This window comes from Caulobacter sp. GW821-FHT12D05 (assembly GCF_058807295.1).
This window is the reverse complement of record NZ_JBXAQO010000003.1, coordinates 504169-518328: the sequence shown is the minus strand read 5'-3', so window position 1 is coordinate 518328 and position 14160 is coordinate 504169. Positions and strand designations below refer to the sequence as shown.

The following is a 14160-nucleotide window of genomic DNA, read 5'->3' as shown; positions in this document are numbered from 1 at the left end:
CAGCTCACGCCCCCTCAAGCGCCGTCGCCTCCACCAGCCGCACCACGTCGCCCATGATCTCGGTGATCCGGAAGTCCTTGGGCGTGTAGATCCGCGCCACGCCCATCTGTTTGAGCACCAGGGCGTCGGCTTCGGGGATAATGCCGCCGGCAACGACGGGGATGTGGCCCAGGCCCTCGGCGCGCATCACGCGGATGACTTCCTGCATCAGGTCCAGGTGTGAGCCCGACAGGATCGACAGGCCCACCACGTGGGCGCGGCTTTCCTTGGCGCGGCGGACGATCTCTTCCGGGGTCGAGCGGATGCCGTCGTAGACGACCTCCATGCCGACGGCGCGGGCGCGGGTGGCGATCTGTTCGGCGCCGTTGGAGTGGCCGTCCAGGCCGGGCTTGCCGACGAGATAGGTGAGCGTGCGGCCCAGCAGTTCCGAGACCCGTTCGACCTCGGCCTTCACCGCCTCGACGTCCTCGGCCTCGCCCGTGGAGACGACGATCGCCACGCCGGTCGGGCCGCGATATTCGCCAAATACCTCCCGCAGCGCGCCGGCCCATTCGCCGGTGGTGACCCCGGCCTTGGCCGCCGCGATCGAGGGCGCCATCACGTTGCGGCCGTCGCGGGCGGCGGCTTGCAGGTCGGCGAGGGCGGCCTGCACCGCGCCGTCGTCGCGAGCCTCGCGCCAGGCCTTCAGCCGCGTGACGACATCGGCCTCGAGGCGCGGATCCACCGTCTCGATCGCCCCCTCCCCCGCCGACAGCGGCGAGACCTCGGTGTCGGTCCAGCGGTTGACGCCCACCACGGTCAGGTCGCCGGTCTCGACCGCGCGGACCCGCTGGGCGTTGGAGGCCACCAGCTCGGCTTTCATGTAGTCGATGGCGCTGGACGCCCCGCCCATGGCGTCGATCGTCGCCAGCTGTTCCAGCGCGCCCTTCGACAGCTCGGCGACCTTGGCCTCGACTACGTGGGAGCCGTCGAACAGGTCCTCGTATTCCAGCAGGTCGGTCTCGTAGGCCAGCACCTGCTGCATCCGCAGCGACCACTGCTGGTCCCACGGCCGCGGCAGGCCCAGGGCCTCGTTCCAGGCCGGCAGCTGCAGGGCCCGGCAGCGGGCGTCCTTGCTGAGCGTGACGGCCAGGGCCTCGATCAGGATGCGGTAGACATTGTTCTCGGGCTGCGGCTCGGTCAGGCCCAGGCTGTTGACCTGCACCCCGTAGCGGAACCGCCGCGCCTTCTTGTCCTGCACGCCGTAGCGCTCCAGCAGGATCTGGTCCCACAGCTTGGTGAAGCTGCGCATCTTGCACAGCTCGGTCACGAACCGCACGCCGGCATTGACGAAGAAGCTGATCCGCGAGGCGACGATCTCGAAGTCCTCGTCCGGCACCTGGCCGCCGGCCTTGACCGTATCGAGCACCGAGATCGCCGTGGCCAGGGCGAAGGCCAGCTCCTGCTCCGGCGTCGCGCCGGCCTCCTGCAGGTGGTAGCTGCAGACGTTCATCGGGTTCCACTTGGGAACCTCGCGATAGCACCAGGCGATCATGTCGCCGATCAGCCGCAAGGACGGCTGCGGCGGGAAGATGTACGTCCCGCGCGACAGATACTCCTTGATCAGATCATTCTGCGTGGTGCCTTGCAGCAAGGCCCGGTCCGCCCCCTGCTCGTCGGCCAGCGCCACATACATCGCCAGCAGCCAGGCGGCCGGGGCGTTGATGGTCATGGAGGTGTTCATCTTCTCCAGCGGGATCTCGCTGAAGAGCTGGCGCATGTCGCCCAGATGGCTGATCGGCACGCCCACCTTGCCGACCTCGCCGCGCGCCAGGATGTGGTCGGGGTCGTAGCCGGTCTGGGTCGGCAGGTCGAAGGCCACCGACAGCCCGGTCTGGCCCTTGGAGAGGTTGGCCCGGTACAGCGCGTTGGACTTCTCCGCCGTCGAATGGCCGGCATAGGTGCGGAAGATCCACGGCGGATCCGGCGCATGCTGGTACGGCGTCGAGGACATGGCGGAGCTCCCGAGGCGGCGCTTATGGCTCTTGGTTGGCGCCGATGATGAGCCTGGTTTTGCTGCGATGCAATGTGAGGGTTCGCGGGTGCGGAAGCTTCAGTTCAGACGTAGAAGCGCTCAAGTAAACTTCGCCGGACAACCGGAAAAATAAAATAATAGCTCGCTATGCAGACGCGCCCGTGCCAGTGTCCGAAAATCGAATATCGCCTTGGCTACGGTCGCTCTCCAGGTTTCAATCTCAGGATTGAGCTTCCGGGTCTGTCTCCGCTCCTCTTCGAATTTGACGTCACACCTCGACCGAGGCGTGAGAACATTCACACCTGAAAGGTGTTTCCCATGGCAACCGGTACCGTGAAGTGGTTCAATTCGACCAAGGGCTTCGGCTTCATTCAACCTGACAATGGCGGCCAGGACGTTTTCGTCCACGCTTCGGCCGTCGAGCGGTCGAGCCTCGGCTCGCTGCAGGAAGGCCAGAAGATCGGCTACGAGCTCGAGCAGGACCAGCGCAGCGGCAAGACCTCGGCCGGCCAGCTTCAAGCGGTCTAAGCCTCAAGGCCCTCGATCCGCCAGGTTCGGGGGCCAACGCCTTCTCCTCCATCCAGAAAGACTTCGTGCAGAACACGCCCAACGCCGGCTTCGCAGATCGCCTCAAGACCGCCGCAGCCGCCCGTCAGGCGCTGCTCTCCCGCTTCAAGCCTCAAGAGGCTCGTCCCGCGCTGGAGCGCATCGACAGGACGAGCGAGCGCAAGGTGATGTTGGCCCAGGTTCGCGCCGACCGCGCCCTCGCCAAGACCGCCAAGCAGGACGCCGCCGCGGCGACCCTGGCCGCCGATGCCCAGGCCGTCGCCGATGCGCAGGCCGCCGAACTCACCGCCAAGCGCGGCGAACGCAAGGAGCGCAAGGCGCTGTCCGCGCTCGACGCCAAGGCCAAACGCGACGCGCGCTACGCCGCTCGCCAGGCGCGCCGCTAGCGCCCCCTGAACACCGCTGGCCGCTTGGCGATGAACGCCGCTCGCGCCTCGGCGTGATCGGCCGTCGCGGCGAGCCCCGGCGTTTCCGCCTCCGTCGTCGAGACGCCTGACGCCACGCGCTTGGTCGCCTCGATGGCGAGCGGCGCGCGGGAGGCGATGAGCTTCGCCATGGCCAGGGCCGCATCCAGTAAGTCCTCGGCCGGATGAACCTCGGCCGCTACCCCATCCGCCAGCGCTCGCGCGGCGTCGAAGGGCGCGCCGGTCAGCAGATGCGGTTTGGCGCGGCTTTGGCCGATCAGCGCCGTCAGTCGTCCCGCCGAGGCCGTCAGCCCCATGCGGACCGCCGAGCAGGCGAAGCTCGCCCGGTCACTGGCCAGGCGGATGTCGCAGGCCAGCGCCAGTTCCAAGCCGCCGCCGATGCACCAGCCGTCCACGGCCGCGATGACCGGGACGCGACAGGCGGACACGCGATCGCACATGGCCAGGAAGTGGAGGATCGCGGCGCTCTGGGTTTCGACGTCGCGCGACAGGGACTCGGCCAGGTCGTCACCGGTGCAGAAGGCGCCGTTGCGGCCGGTGAGGATCGCGACGCGCACCGCCTTGTCGGCTTCCACGGCGGCGAAGGCCTCCAGCAGCCTGGCGCGTTCGGCCATGGCCAGGACGTTGGCGGGGGCGGTGTCCAGTTCGATCAGGGCGATCGACGGTTCGGGAGCCGACAGGTGGATCATGGCCGCACCCTCGCCCGCCCCACCAGCGCGAGCAACCTTCCGCAGCGCCATGCTGCGACGCACAAGTTTCTCCTTGCCACTTTCAAACAGTTGTCTCAGCCTCGCTTCCAAGATCCGAAATCAAACGGGCGCGCATAGCCGAGTTTAGTCCTCAAGCGTTGTTGCGATGCGAGAACACGGGGAGAGTGACATGGCCGAGCCTGTCCTGAAGGACCTGTACGAGATCGGCGAGATCCCGCCGGCCTTCCACGTGCCCAAGTCCATGTACGCCTGGAGCATCCGCAAGGACCGCCACGGCAAGCCCTCCGACGCCATGCAGGTCGAGGTGGTCCCCACCTGGGACATCGGCGAGGACGAGGTGCTGGTCCTCGTGATGGCCGCCGGGGTCAATTACAACGGCATCTGGGCGGCGCTGGGCGAACCGATCAGCCCGCTGGACGGTCACAAGCAGCCTTTCCACATCGCCGGGTCCGACGCCTCGGGCATTGTCTGGGCCGTGGGCGCCAAGGTGAAGCGATGGAAGCTGGGCGACGAGGTCGTCATCCACTGCAATCAGGACGACGGCGACGATGAGGAGTGCAACGGCGGCGACCCGATGTTCTCGTCCAGCCAGCGCATCTGGGGCTACGAGACGCCGGACGGCAGTTTCGCCCAGTTCTGCCGGGTGCAGTCGCGCCAGCTGATGCCGCGCCCCCGGCACCTGACCTGGGAAGAGGCCGCCTGCTACACGCTCACCCTCGCCACCGCCTACCGCATGCTGTTCGGCCACAAGCCGCATGAGCTGAAGCCCGGCCAGAACGTGCTGGTCTGGGGCGCTTCCGGCGGTCTGGGGGTCTTCGCCGTGCAGCTGGCCGCCGTCGCTGGGGCCAATGCCATCGGCGTGGTCAGCGACGACGACAAGCGCGAGTTCGTGCTGTCGATGGGCGCCAAGGCGGTGCTGAACCGCAAGGAATTCGACTGCTGGGGCCAGCTGCCCAAGGTCAACGGGCCCGAGTTCACCGACTACATGAAGGAGAGCCGCAAGTTCGGCAAAGCCATCTGGCAGATCACCGGCAACCGCGACGTGGACCTCGTCTTCGAGCACCCGGGCGAGTCGACCTTCCCGGTCAGCGTGTTCGTCGTGAAGCGCGGCGGCATGGTCGCCATCTGCGCCGGCACCTCGGGCTTCAACCTGACCATGGACGCGCGGTTTCTGTGGATGCGCCAGAAGCGCGTGCAGGGCAGCCACTTCGCCAACCTGATGCAGGCCAGCGCCGCCAACCAGCTGGTCATCGACCGCCGCGTCGATCCGTGCCTGTCGGAGGTCTTCCCCTGGGACCAGATCCCGGCCGCCCACGAGAAGATGCTGGCCAACCAGCACCTGCCGGGGAACATGGCCGTGCTGGTCTGCGCCCAGCGTCCGGGCCTGCGGACCTTCGAGGAAGTGCAGGAGCTGGGCGGCGGGAGCTAGTCCAGGAAGCTGTCGGCCAGCGCCTGGTCGGTCTCGTGCACCCAGCAGGCGTCCAGCCGGCCGTCCTTGGCGGTGTAGACCAGCAGGCGCTCGACCGCCGCCTCGCGGCCGTCGCGGCGGAAACGCTCGCGGGCCAGGATGGCGGCGCGGGTCTCGCCGACCAGGACGTCGACGATTTCGACCAGCTGGCGGTTGGTGCGACGCGAGACCTCGGCCAATACCGCCAGCGCCTTGGCCTTGCCCACATGGACGCCGGCCAGGCTGTTGCGGCCGGCATAGTGCAGGGTGAAGTCGTCGTGATAGCCGCCGACCATGGCCGGCAGGTCGCCCGCTCGCCAGGCGGCGGCATAGGCGTGGACGGCGTCACCGACGGAGTTGGGCATGGGGCGCTCGCGGGCTTAAGCTTCGGGTGTCTCCGCTCTAGCCGCCCGCGATCCGAAGACTGTCAGCAGGCCGGCCGACAGCCCCGTGGCCAGGGCTACAGGGACCAGCGCTCCGACCACCGCCCCGCCTGCCGCGCCCGCGCCGATAAGCTGGGCGGCGGCCAGCGGGCCGAGGATCGAGCCCAGCCGGCTGGCGGCGATGGCCGCGCCGACGCCGCTGCCGCGCACCGCGTCGGCATAGAGCTGGGGCGCCAGGCTGTAGAGCGTGAACTGGCCGCCCATCAGCAGGAAGCCGGCGACGAAGGCCAGCACGGCGATCTCGCCGCCATTGCCCGCGCTGGCCAGGCCCAGCAGCGCCAAGGCGAGGCCGGCGAAGGTCCCGACCAGCGGCCAGCGCGGCCCGATGCGGTCCACGAGCAGGCCCAGCAGCACCCCACCGGCGGCGCCGCCCAGATTGAACAGCGCCGCCGCCCCGAAAGCGGCGCTCTTGGGCAGGCCGCGCGCGACCAGCAGGGTCGGCAGCCAGTTCAGCAGCAGGTGCAGGATCAGCGCGGTGAGGGCCACGCCCAGCCACAGGCTGACCGTGATCGGCAGGCGGCGCGGCGAGAACAGGGCGGTCAGGGCCGCTCGGCCCTGCCGTTCGATCGCTTGCGGCCGGCCCAGCGGCAGGACGAGATGCAGCAGTGGCGCGGCCAACAGCGGCGCGATCCCGCCGACCACGAAGATCATCCGCCAGTCCTCGGCCAGGGGCGAGCGCGCCAAGAGGCCCGCCACCGCCCCGCCCAGCGGCAGGCCGGCGGTGACCAGGCCCACCGTCACGGTCTTGCGTGCGGGTCCCGCCTGCTCGGAGGCCAAGGCGATCAGCATCGGCATGGCTCCGCCCAGGCCCACGCCCGTCAGGATGCGCACGACCAGCAGAGCTTCGAAGTCCTTGGCCAAAGGCGTCGCCAGCGAGAACAGACCAAAGGCCGCCGCCGAGAACACCAGCACCGGCCGCCGGCCGAGGCGCCCAGCATCAGCCCGATCAGGCTGGCGCTAAACGCCCAGCCGGCCTGGCCCGGCGTCAGGCCCAGGGCCGGGACCATGCGCGGCGCGGCCACGCCCATCGACTGGATGTCGAACCCCTCCAGCATGGCGGCTAGGAGGCAGACGGCCAGCACCGCCCAGATGGGTTTGTCCTTGGCGTCCATGGTCCCCTCCCCGGTTTGGGGAAGAGACTAGGCCGCGCGCGGGAGCTCGGCTAGCGCGCCGCCCGACCCGCCTTCACCGCCGCCGCCAGATCCTCCAGCACCTTCACCGAGGTCTCCCAGTCGATGCAGGCGTCGGTGACCGACTGGCCGTAGGTCAGGGACTGGCCGGGGACGATGTCCTGGCGGCCGGCGACCAGGTTGCTCTCGATCATCACGCCCATGACCGGCGAGGTCCCGGTCGCCACCTGGGCGCAGATGTCGGCCGCCACCGCCGGCTGGTTCTCGTGGTTCTTGCCGCTGTTGGCGTGGCTGACATCGACCATGATCCGGGCCGGCATGCCCGCCTTGGCCACGGCTTCGGCCGCAGCGGCGACGCTGGCGGCGTCGTAGTTGGGCGTCTTGCCGCCGCGCAGCACCACGTGGCAGTCCTTGTTGCCGGTGGTGGTGGCGATGGCCGCGCGGCCTTCCTTGGTCACGGCCAGGAAGTGGTGCGGCTGGCTGGCGGCCATCACCGCGTCGACCGCCACCTTCACGTCGCCATTGGTGCCGTTCTTGAAGCCGACCGGGCACGACAGGCCCGAGGCCATCTCGCGGTGGATCTGGCTCTCGGTCGTGCGGGCCCCGATCGCGCCCCAGGCCACCAGGTCGGCGATGTACTGCGGCGTCGTCACGTCCAGGAACTCGCAGGCCGCCGGCAGGCCTTGGGCGCAGACGTCCAGCAGCACGCGCCGCGCCAGGCGCAGGCCGTCATTGATCCGGAAGCCGCCGTCCAGGTCCGGGTCGTTGATCAGGCCCTTCCAGCCCACGGTCGTGCGCGGCTTCTCGAAATAGACCCGCATGACGATTTCCAGCTCGCCGGCGTGACGCTCGCGCTCGGCGGCCAGGCGCTGGGCGTAGTCCAGGGCCGCCTTGGGATCGTGGATCGAGCAGGGGCCGATCACCACCACCAGGCGGTCGTCGCGCCCGTTCAGGATCTCGTGCACGGCCCGGCGGCCGGCGCCCACGACCTCGGCGACCTGCGAGGTGGCCGGGGCCTCGCCGATCACCTGGGCGGGCGGGCTGAGGGTCTGCAGTTTCTGGATGCGCAGATCGTCGGTCGGGACCGGGATCGTGACGACATTGGCGGCGGTCGAGGAAGGCATGGCGTACTCCGGGAAATCTTTTGGAGAGGTCCGGCGGCCATCAAAAAAGCCGCCCGGGGAACCCCTGGCGGCTGGTGAAGATGTTTGTGGTCCTGGTTGATCTCAGGCCAAACGATCCCCTCCCGGCGCCAGAGGCGTCGGATAGCTAAAGTACCAAAACAGCTGTTGGCTGGCGGCGAGGGTCATCGGCGGGAAGCCTAGAGTGAAGTTTCGCGGGAGTCGAGCGCCACGTTCGACGCGCATGGCAAACTGCGCTTTACCAAAAACTCAACTTCGGCTGGCACCTCCCCTGTCACGCCCACTGTGGGGCGATAGGGGGATTGATCATGACGACGAGAACCTTGGCCGATCTGGTGGCCATCGCGACCTATGGCGGCGGCTTTCAGGTCAGCGCCAACGACTACAGCCTGGACGAGCTGGTGAAGGCCGCCGACGCGCTGTGCAACGGCGCCTGGATGCGCGTGCTGCACACCGACGCCCTGACGACCAAGGACCTGGCCCTGATCGCCCAGCACGGCGGCCCGGGCGGCGTCGAGTTCGTGTTCACGGTCTAAATCACAATCGCCCGCGCCGGCCGCCCTTCAGGCGGTCCAGGGCGCGGGGCGTATGCGGCGGCGGCGGCGGCGTCTCGGTGAAAGCCGGGCGCAGAGCCGCCGTCGGCTTCCGCTCCGGGACCATCGCCGCGATCTTGCGGGCGGTGGCGGCCATGACGCCGCAGACCCTGGCCTTTTCGCGGGCCTTGCGGATCAGGACGGGGTCGTCCGTGGCCTCGATCGAGGCCCAGACGGCGTCCAGCATCGCCATCAGCTTGGCTTGGGTGTCTTCACACCAGCGTTCAGCAGAAGTCTGTGTCATGCCCCCAGCTTGCGGCCGCCTGACAGACCGGGGACAAGAAACCTGCGCTTTCCCGTAAGCCTTTGAATTGGCTCAGGGCGCTTCCGAAAAGTACGGGGATTGAGCGGCGCCCTGTGGATAACTTCGCAGCCGTTCGATAACGAGATTGTCGCGTATCGAAATCCAACGCACAGTCTCCCCAACAAGTGTTCGGGGAGATGATTATGGGTGTCGGGGGTAAGGTCGCGCTGACGGCCGTGGGTCTGGTTCTGGCCGTGACGGCCGTGGTCGCCGTGCGCACCGCCACCTTCAAGGCGCCGGCCGTGGTCGATCCCGCGGCGGTGAAACTGGCCTCGGCTCGCCCCGTCGATGTCGCCAAGGCCGCCGACCACCTGGCGCAGGCCGTCCGCTTCCAGACCATCAGCCACCAGGACCGCGCCGAGGACCAGCCGGCCGAGTGGGACAAGCTGCACGCCTGGCTGCAAACGACCTATCCGCAGGCGCACAAGGTCATGACCCGCGAGGTCGTGGCCGACCACACGCTGGTCTACACCTGGACGGGCAGCAACCCCGCCCTGCCGCCGATCGTGCTGATGGCCCACCAGGACGTGGTGCCGGTGACGCCGGGCAGCGAGGGCCAGTGGAGCCATCCGCCGTTCGACGGCGTGATCGCCGACGGCGCGGTCTGGGGCCGGGGCGCGATCGACGACAAGGGTTCGCTGATCACCCTGTTCGAAGCGCTGGAAGGCGTCGCGGCCAGCGGCTTCAAGCCCGTGCGCACGGTGATCATCGTCAGCGGCCATGACGAGGAGGTGCGCGGCGTCGGCGCCCGCGCCGCCGCGGCCCTGCTGAAGTCGCGCAACATCAAGGCCCAGTTCGTGCTGGACGAGGGCATGGCCGTGGTCGCCGACCACCCGGTCACCGGCAAGCCCGCCGCCATCATCGGCACGGCCGAGAAGGGCTACGCCACGATGACGGTCACCGCTCCGGCGGTCGGCGGCCACAGCTCGGCGCCGCCGGCGGACGGCGGCGGCGTGGTCGCCCTGTCCAAGGCCGTGGCGGCGATCAATGACCACCCCTTCCCGATGAAGTTCCAGGGCCCCGGCGCCGACATGCTGGGCGCCATCGCCCCGCACGCCAAGCCCGAGGTGAAGATCTTCGCCGCCAACACCTGGCTGTTCTCGCCGCTCTTGGTGAAGGTCACGGCCAAGACCCCGGCGGGCGCGGCCATGCTGCACACCACCATCGCGCCGACCATGCTGAAAGGCTCGCCCAAGGAAAACGTCCTGCCGCAGGACGCCACGGCCTGGATCAACTATCGCATCGCGCCGGGCGACAGCTCGGCCACGGTGATGGCGCGGGCCAAGGACGCGGTCGGCAAGCTGCCGGTCCAGCTGGCCTGGAGCAAGACGCCGGACGAGCCCTCGACCGTCTCGTCGACCAGCTCGGACGCCTGGAAGACCATCGCCGGCCTGGCGGGCGACGAGAGCAAGGCCCCGGTCGTGCCGGGCCTGGTCACCGCCGGCACCGACAGCCGCTACATGGGCGGGGTGGCCAGCGACGTCTACCGCTTCCAGCCGCTGGTGCTGAAGGTCGAGGAGACCAAGATCATCCACGGCACCGACGAGCACATCAGCCTGGACAATGTCGCGCGAATGGTGCGCTTCTATCAGCGCCTGGTGGAGACCGCCGCGTCGCGGTGAGGTCTGCTTCGGGCGGGGCGTGTTCGGGGGAACACGGTCGGGGGACTTGGCGGGGGTAAACCGCCCACAACTTTGGCTGTCGCTTTTCCGGACCTGAGTACGGGTGTCGCAATCCGCTGCGACACTGCGCCTCAAGTCACAGCGTTATCCCAACCGCTAAAAGCACGCCCATGCCCGCCGACGACGCCCCGCTGATCAAGGCCAAGCCTATCGCTGACAAGTTCGGCGAGGGCTTTGTCTGGGACGCCTGGTACGTCGCCTGCCTGTCGCCCGACATCAAACCCGGCAAGGCCGAGAAGCGCGAATATCTGGGCGAGCCGATCCTGCTGGGCCGCACCCGCGCGGGCCAAGTCTACGCCATCCGCGACATCTGCCCCCACCGCGCCGCCGCCCTGTCGGCCGGCCGCGTGCACCGCGAGGCCGACGGCACCGACAGCATCGAGTGCCCCTATCACGGCTGGCGCTTCGGGCCCGACGGGGCCTGCAAGTCGATCCCGTCCCTGACCGGCGACAGCGACTTCGACATCTCCAAGGTGCGGGTGCGCAAGTATCCGACCGTCGAACAGCAGGGCATGGTCTGGATCTGGATGTCCTCCAACCCGCGCTTCGACGGCGAACCGCCCGAGCCCCCGCCGACCATCCCCGGCGTGGTGGGCGGCAAGCCCAAGCTGGTCGATCACCTGGACTACGACATCCATATCGACCACGCCGTGCTGGGCCTGATCGACCCGGCCCACGGCCCTTACGTCCATCAGCAATGGTGGTGGCGGACCAAGACCAGCCAGCACGAGAAGAAGAAGACCTTCTGCGCCTCGGAGGCCGGCTTCACCATGGTGCGGCACGAGCCGTCCAAGAACTCCAAGGCCTACGCCATCCTGGGCGGCGAGCCCCTGACCGAGATCACCTTCCGCCTGCCGGGCCTGCGCTGGGAGCATGTGACGGTCGGCGACAAACAGGTGCTGGCCCTGTCGGCGATGACGCCGATCAACGCCACCAAGACCCGGATGAACCAGATCATGTGGTCGGATCACTGGGCCTTCACGGCCTTTTATCCGATCATCCGCGTGGCCGCCCGCGCCTTCCTGCGCCAGGACGGCGCGATCGTGGCGGCTCAGACGCCGGGGCTGCAGCAGAACCCGCCGCTGATGTGGGTGGGCGACGCCGATCAGCAGGCGCGCTGGTACCACCAGTGCAAGCGGGAATGGATGGCCAGCCGGCGTGAAGGGCGGGCGTTTGTTAATCCGGTGAAGGATCAGACGCTGCGGTGGCGGACGTAGAAATTCCCCTCTCCCCCTGCGGGAGAGGGTGGCCCGCGAAGCGGGTCGGGTGAGGGGTCGCGCTCCGCTGTCGGATAGGCCTATCAACCCCTCATCCGTCAGCTACGCTGACACCTTCTCCCGCAAGGGGAGAAGGGGAAGGGAATGGCGCTGAGCTTCAAGACATACCAAACAAGACTGGTAGACAGCCTGCGCACCCTGCCCACCGCACGCGGCTGGCTGTTCTGCGCCGCCGCCTCCGCCGCCACCCTGGCGACCATGGTGCTCATCGGTTTCGCCACCGGGCTCTACAAGCTCCAGCCGACCGAGCCCGGCCTACCGCTGCGGATGCTAATCGTGTTCTTCATCCCCGCCCTGGGCGAGGAGATCCCGTTCCGAGGCCTGCTCACCCCCGGCCCCAGCGAGAGCGTGCGCCCCAAGCTGGAGATCGCCGTCTCGACCGCCCTCTACACCGTCTGGCACGTGTTCGAGGCCGTGACCTTCCTGAAGTCCGCCGCTGGGATCTTCCTGCGGCCCGACTTCCTGCTGTGCTGCGCGGTGCTGGGCCTGGGCTGCGCGATCACCAGGCGAGTGACCGGCTCGATCTGGCCGGCGGTGCTCCTGCACTGGGCGCTGGTGGTGGTCTGGCAGACCTGGCTGGGCGGGGTGAGTGCTCTCTCGTAACAACGAAAAAGCCCGCCCGGTCCTAGGGGGTGGACCGGGCGGGCTCTCTTCGAAGCGCGGCCAGAGGGACGGAGCGGACGCGCTCCGAAAGCTCAGGCCTGGTTAGGCGCGGTAGACGTAGGCGCTCGAGACGTAGCCGACGCCGACGCCGTTCTGGCCGACCAGGATCCACTTGCCGTCACCGGTGCGGCCCAGGGCCTGGAAGGTCGAGCCCGAGCTGACCGAACCCAGGCGCTCGCCGCGCGTGGAGGCTTCGGCCCGCAGGTTCACGGTCGAGCGGGTGACGTACTTCTTGTCCATCTTGACCAGGGGCGCGGCCTCGACGGTCTGGGCGTAGCGATAGCCGCCCGACTTGTAGATGCCGCCGACGTCCTTAGCCGCCTCGGTCTTCTGCATGCCGCAGCCGATGGCCGAGCCGGCGCCCGCGCCGACCACGGCGCCGATGGCCGTGCCCGTGCCGCGATCGCCCTTGCCGGCGATCTTGTTGCCGGCCAGGCCGCCCAGCAGGCCGCCCAGGACCGCGCCGACTTCCTGCTTGGAACCCGAGGCCTTGCAGCCGACGACGCCGGCATTGGCTTGGGGCGCGGCGGCCAGCGACAGAGCGGCGGCGGCGGCGCCCAGGGTCAGGGCGGTGGTCTTGATCTTCATCGAGATGGTCATGGTCTTTGTCCCTTTTCAAAGTCTGCGGGGTCAGCAACCCCGTGAGACAGACCATGACAGGGCGAAGCTGAACGGTTGCGGGAACCCGTTCAGCAGATTTCGTTCATGTTGAAAAAAGTTGGCTGGAGGTGCTACGAGCCCCGCCCGCAACGACCTTAAGAAAGCTGGCGATGATCCAACCTGGCGCGACCTTCAAGGACAACCTTCAGCAGCTGCCCGCCATCGACGGCGTGCAGCGCATCGACCTGGTCGACGCAGCGGGCGGCGTGGTCGCCAGCATCGAGAACCAACCGGGCAAGCAAGGCTCGGTAGCCGTCTATCAGTATCTGAAGCAGGCCTTCGGCGCCCTCGATGCCAAGGCGGCCGAGCACGGCCTGGCCGTGTTCGGCGAGCACACGGCCGACGCCCGCGAGCGTCCCGGCGCGCACCCGAACGTCGACCGCCTGCTGGAGATCGCCGCCGGCGGCGCGCCGCTCAGCATCGAGATCGTCTAGGCGCCGAGGGCGTAAGGCCCGCTCTTCTCCAGCGCCTTGGCCCAGGCCGGCCGCGCGTGCATGCGGCCGATCCAGGCGGCCATGTGCGGATAGTCGGCCAGCTTGCCCATGGCCTTAGCCACCTCGGGCACGAAGCTCATCTGGATGTCGGCGCCGGTCAGGGCCTCGCCGACGAAGAACTCACGCCCGGCCAGGCTGTCGTTGACGAACGCCAGGTGGTTGGCGATCTCGCTCTGGATGCGCGGGTGCAGCGGCGCGCCGGCCTCGCCCAGGCGGCCGACATACATGTTGAGCATCAGCGGCAGCATGGCCGAACCCTCGGCATAGTGCAGCCACTGCTGATAGCGGTCGTAGTCGGCGCTGGCCGGATCCGGGGCCAGGCGCCCCTCGCCGTGGCGTCGGATCACGTAGTCGATGATCGCGCCGGACTCGATGACGGTCAGGTCGCCATCCACCACCACAGGCGACTTGCCCAGCGGATGCACGGCCAGCAGCGACGGCGGGGCCAGGCGGGTCTTGGGATCGCGGGTGTGCTGGACGATCTCGTACGGGACGCCCAGTTCCTCCAGCAGCCACAGGATCCGCTGCGAGCGCGACTCGTTGAGGTGATGAACCGTCAGCATTGTTTCTTCCTCGACCTTGTGCGCTGCGGCATTGCTCGCAGGTGCG

General features: G+C 68.7%; 18 protein-coding genes. 8 read left to right on the top strand and 10 right to left on the bottom strand.

What is annotated here, in order from left to right:
• Positions 1-4 precede the first annotated feature (4 nt).
• Complete coding sequence (locus tag AC1RRR_RS15280; protein ID WP_492814340.1) at positions 5-1993, bottom strand: methylmalonyl-CoA mutase family protein; 1989 nt, start codon at positions 1991-1993, stop codon at positions 5-7.
• Positions 1994-2332: 339 nt separating this feature from the next.
• On the opposite strand from AC1RRR_RS15280, the gene AC1RRR_RS15275 reads away from it, so the two are divergent.
• Both AC1RRR_RS15275 and AC1RRR_RS15270 read left to right on the top strand, forming a co-directional pair.
• Positions 2333-2542, top strand: coding sequence for a cold-shock protein (locus AC1RRR_RS15275; protein ID WP_492814339.1), 210 nt, complete (start codon positions 2333-2335; stop codon positions 2540-2542).
• 65 nt (positions 2543-2607) lie between these two features.
• A complete protein-coding gene (locus AC1RRR_RS15270) occupies positions 2608-2967 on the top strand; it encodes a DUF6481 family protein (protein ID WP_492814337.1) in 360 nt (119 codons plus the stop codon).
• Here AC1RRR_RS15270 and AC1RRR_RS15265 read toward each other — a convergent pair.
• Positions 2964-3695, bottom strand: a complete 732-nt coding sequence (locus tag AC1RRR_RS15265; RefSeq protein ID WP_492815260.1) for an enoyl-CoA hydratase/isomerase family protein — start codon at positions 3693-3695, stop codon at positions 2964-2966. The genes AC1RRR_RS15270 and AC1RRR_RS15265 overlap by 4 nt on opposite strands.
• Positions 3696-3885: 190 nt before the next feature.
• Here AC1RRR_RS15265 and ccrA point away from each other — a divergent pair, with 190 nt between their 5' ends.
• The gene (gene ccrA / locus AC1RRR_RS15260; protein ID WP_492814336.1) at positions 3886-5145 is read left to right on the top strand and encodes a crotonyl-CoA carboxylase/reductase; all 1260 of its coding nucleotides are present in this window, start codon (positions 3886-3888) and stop codon (positions 5143-5145) included.
• On the opposite strand, the gene AC1RRR_RS15255 is transcribed toward ccrA, so the two are convergent.
• From AC1RRR_RS15255 to AC1RRR_RS15235, 5 genes are all read right to left on the bottom strand, one after another.
• On the bottom strand, positions 5142-5528 hold the full coding sequence (locus AC1RRR_RS15255; RefSeq protein ID WP_492814334.1) for a nuclear transport factor 2 family protein: 387 nt from the start codon (positions 5526-5528) through the stop codon (positions 5142-5144). The genes ccrA and AC1RRR_RS15255 overlap by 4 nt on opposite strands.
• Positions 5529-5543: 15 nt before the next feature.
• Positions 5544-6512, bottom strand: a complete 969-nt coding sequence (locus AC1RRR_RS15250) for an MFS transporter (protein WP_492815258.1) — start codon at positions 6510-6512, stop codon at positions 5544-5546.
• Positions 6425-6718 (bottom strand): hypothetical protein, encoded by a 294-nt coding sequence (locus tag AC1RRR_RS15245; protein ID WP_492814332.1) that lies wholly within the window; start codon positions 6716-6718, stop codon positions 6425-6427. The genes AC1RRR_RS15250 and AC1RRR_RS15245 overlap by 88 nt, the downstream gene beginning before the upstream one ends.
• Before the next feature lie 50 nt (positions 6719-6768).
• Positions 6769-7860, bottom strand: coding sequence for a 3-deoxy-7-phosphoheptulonate synthase (locus tag AC1RRR_RS15240; protein ID WP_492814330.1), 1092 nt, complete (start codon positions 7858-7860; stop codon positions 6769-6771).
• A 102-nt stretch (positions 7861-7962) separates the two neighbouring features.
• The gene (locus AC1RRR_RS15235; RefSeq protein ID WP_165262165.1) at positions 7963-8046 is read right to left on the bottom strand and encodes a hypothetical protein; all 84 of its coding nucleotides are present in this window, start codon (positions 8044-8046) and stop codon (positions 7963-7965) included.
• A gap of 140 nt (positions 8047-8186) precedes the next feature.
• On the opposite strand from AC1RRR_RS15235, the gene AC1RRR_RS15230 reads away from it, so the two are divergent.
• Entirely contained in the window at positions 8187-8414 is a 228-nt protein-coding gene (locus AC1RRR_RS15230; RefSeq protein ID WP_492814328.1) for a hypothetical protein, read from the top strand.
• Position 8415: 1 nt separating this feature from the next.
• On the opposite strand, the gene AC1RRR_RS15225 is transcribed toward AC1RRR_RS15230, so the two are convergent.
• Positions 8416-8715, bottom strand: coding sequence for a hypothetical protein (locus AC1RRR_RS15225; protein WP_492814326.1), 300 nt, complete (start codon positions 8713-8715; stop codon positions 8416-8418).
• A gap of 203 nt (positions 8716-8918) precedes the next feature.
• On the opposite strand from AC1RRR_RS15225, the gene AC1RRR_RS15220 reads away from it, so the two are divergent.
• The 3 genes from AC1RRR_RS15220 to AC1RRR_RS15210 all read left to right on the top strand — a co-directional run bounded on the left by AC1RRR_RS15220 (position 8919) and on the right by AC1RRR_RS15210 (position 12337).
• Positions 8919-10397: a M20 family peptidase gene (locus AC1RRR_RS15220; protein WP_492814324.1), complete on the top strand. Its 1479-nt coding sequence runs from the start codon at positions 8919-8921 to the stop codon at positions 10395-10397.
• 170 nt (positions 10398-10567) lie between these two features.
• Entirely contained in the window at positions 10568-11674 is a 1107-nt protein-coding gene (locus AC1RRR_RS15215) for a Rieske 2Fe-2S domain-containing protein (protein ID WP_492814322.1), read from the top strand.
• A gap of 144 nt (positions 11675-11818) precedes the next feature.
• Positions 11819-12337, top strand: a complete 519-nt coding sequence (locus AC1RRR_RS15210) for a CPBP family glutamic-type intramembrane protease (protein ID WP_492814320.1) — start codon at positions 11819-11821, stop codon at positions 12335-12337.
• Positions 12338-12439: 102 nt separating this feature from the next.
• On the opposite strand, the gene AC1RRR_RS15205 is transcribed toward AC1RRR_RS15210, so the two are convergent.
• Entirely contained in the window at positions 12440-12997 is a 558-nt protein-coding gene (locus AC1RRR_RS15205; protein WP_492814318.1) for an SH3 domain-containing protein, read from the bottom strand.
• A 170-nt stretch (positions 12998-13167) separates the two neighbouring features.
• Here AC1RRR_RS15205 and AC1RRR_RS15200 point away from each other — a divergent pair, with 170 nt between their 5' ends.
• Positions 13168-13491, top strand: coding sequence for a DUF2322 family protein (locus tag AC1RRR_RS15200; RefSeq protein WP_492814316.1), 324 nt, complete (start codon positions 13168-13170; stop codon positions 13489-13491).
• Here AC1RRR_RS15200 and AC1RRR_RS15195 read toward each other — a convergent pair.
• On the bottom strand, positions 13488-14114 hold the full coding sequence (locus AC1RRR_RS15195) for a glutathione S-transferase family protein (RefSeq protein WP_492814314.1): 627 nt from the start codon (positions 14112-14114) through the stop codon (positions 13488-13490). The two genes, AC1RRR_RS15200 and AC1RRR_RS15195, sit on opposite strands and share 4 nt — an antisense overlap.
• Positions 14115-14160: the final 46 nt, after the last annotated feature.

Bases quoted from the DNA above. Each gene is read 5' to 3' on its own strand.
- AC1RRR_RS15245 (WP_492814332.1), bottom strand. From the start codon at position 6,718: ATGGACGCCAAGGACAAACCCATCTGGGCGGTGCTGGCCGTCTGCCTC.
- AC1RRR_RS15275 (WP_492814339.1), top strand. From the start codon at position 2,333: ATGGCAACCGGTACCGTGAAGTGGTTCAATTCGACCAAGGGCTTCGGC.
- AC1RRR_RS15265 (WP_492815260.1), bottom strand. From the start codon at position 3,695: ATGATCCACCTGTCGGCTCCCGAACCGTCGATCGCCCTGATCGAACTG.
- AC1RRR_RS15195 (WP_492814314.1), bottom strand. From the start codon at position 14,114: ATGCTGACGGTTCATCACCTCAACGAGTCGCGCTCGCAGCGGATCCTG.
- AC1RRR_RS15220 (WP_492814324.1), top strand. From the start codon at position 8,919: ATGGGTGTCGGGGGTAAGGTCGCGCTGACGGCCGTGGGTCTGGTTCTG.
- AC1RRR_RS15255 (WP_492814334.1), bottom strand. From the start codon at position 5,528: ATGCCCAACTCCGTCGGTGACGCCGTCCACGCCTATGCCGCCGCCTGG.
- AC1RRR_RS15280 (WP_492814340.1), bottom strand. From the start codon at position 1,993: ATGTCCTCGACGCCGTACCAGCATGCGCCGGATCCGCCGTGGATCTTC.
- AC1RRR_RS15230 (WP_492814328.1), top strand. From the start codon at position 8,187: ATGACGACGAGAACCTTGGCCGATCTGGTGGCCATCGCGACCTATGGC.
- AC1RRR_RS15200 (WP_492814316.1), top strand. From the start codon at position 13,168: ATGATCCAACCTGGCGCGACCTTCAAGGACAACCTTCAGCAGCTGCCC.
- ccrA (WP_492814336.1), top strand. From the start codon at position 3,886: ATGGCCGAGCCTGTCCTGAAGGACCTGTACGAGATCGGCGAGATCCCG.
- AC1RRR_RS15215 (WP_492814322.1), top strand. From the start codon at position 10,568: ATGCCCGCCGACGACGCCCCGCTGATCAAGGCCAAGCCTATCGCTGAC.
- AC1RRR_RS15240 (WP_492814330.1), bottom strand. From the start codon at position 7,860: ATGCCTTCCTCGACCGCCGCCAATGTCGTCACGATCCCGGTCCCGACC.
- AC1RRR_RS15225 (WP_492814326.1), bottom strand. From the start codon at position 8,715: ATGACACAGACTTCTGCTGAACGCTGGTGTGAAGACACCCAAGCCAAG.
- AC1RRR_RS15210 (WP_492814320.1), top strand. From the start codon at position 11,819: ATGGCGCTGAGCTTCAAGACATACCAAACAAGACTGGTAGACAGCCTG.
- AC1RRR_RS15205 (WP_492814318.1), bottom strand. From the start codon at position 12,997: ATGACCATCTCGATGAAGATCAAGACCACCGCCCTGACCCTGGGCGCC.
- AC1RRR_RS15235 (WP_165262165.1), bottom strand. From the start codon at position 8,046: ATGACCCTCGCCGCCAGCCAACAGCTGTTTTGGTACTTTAGCTATCCG.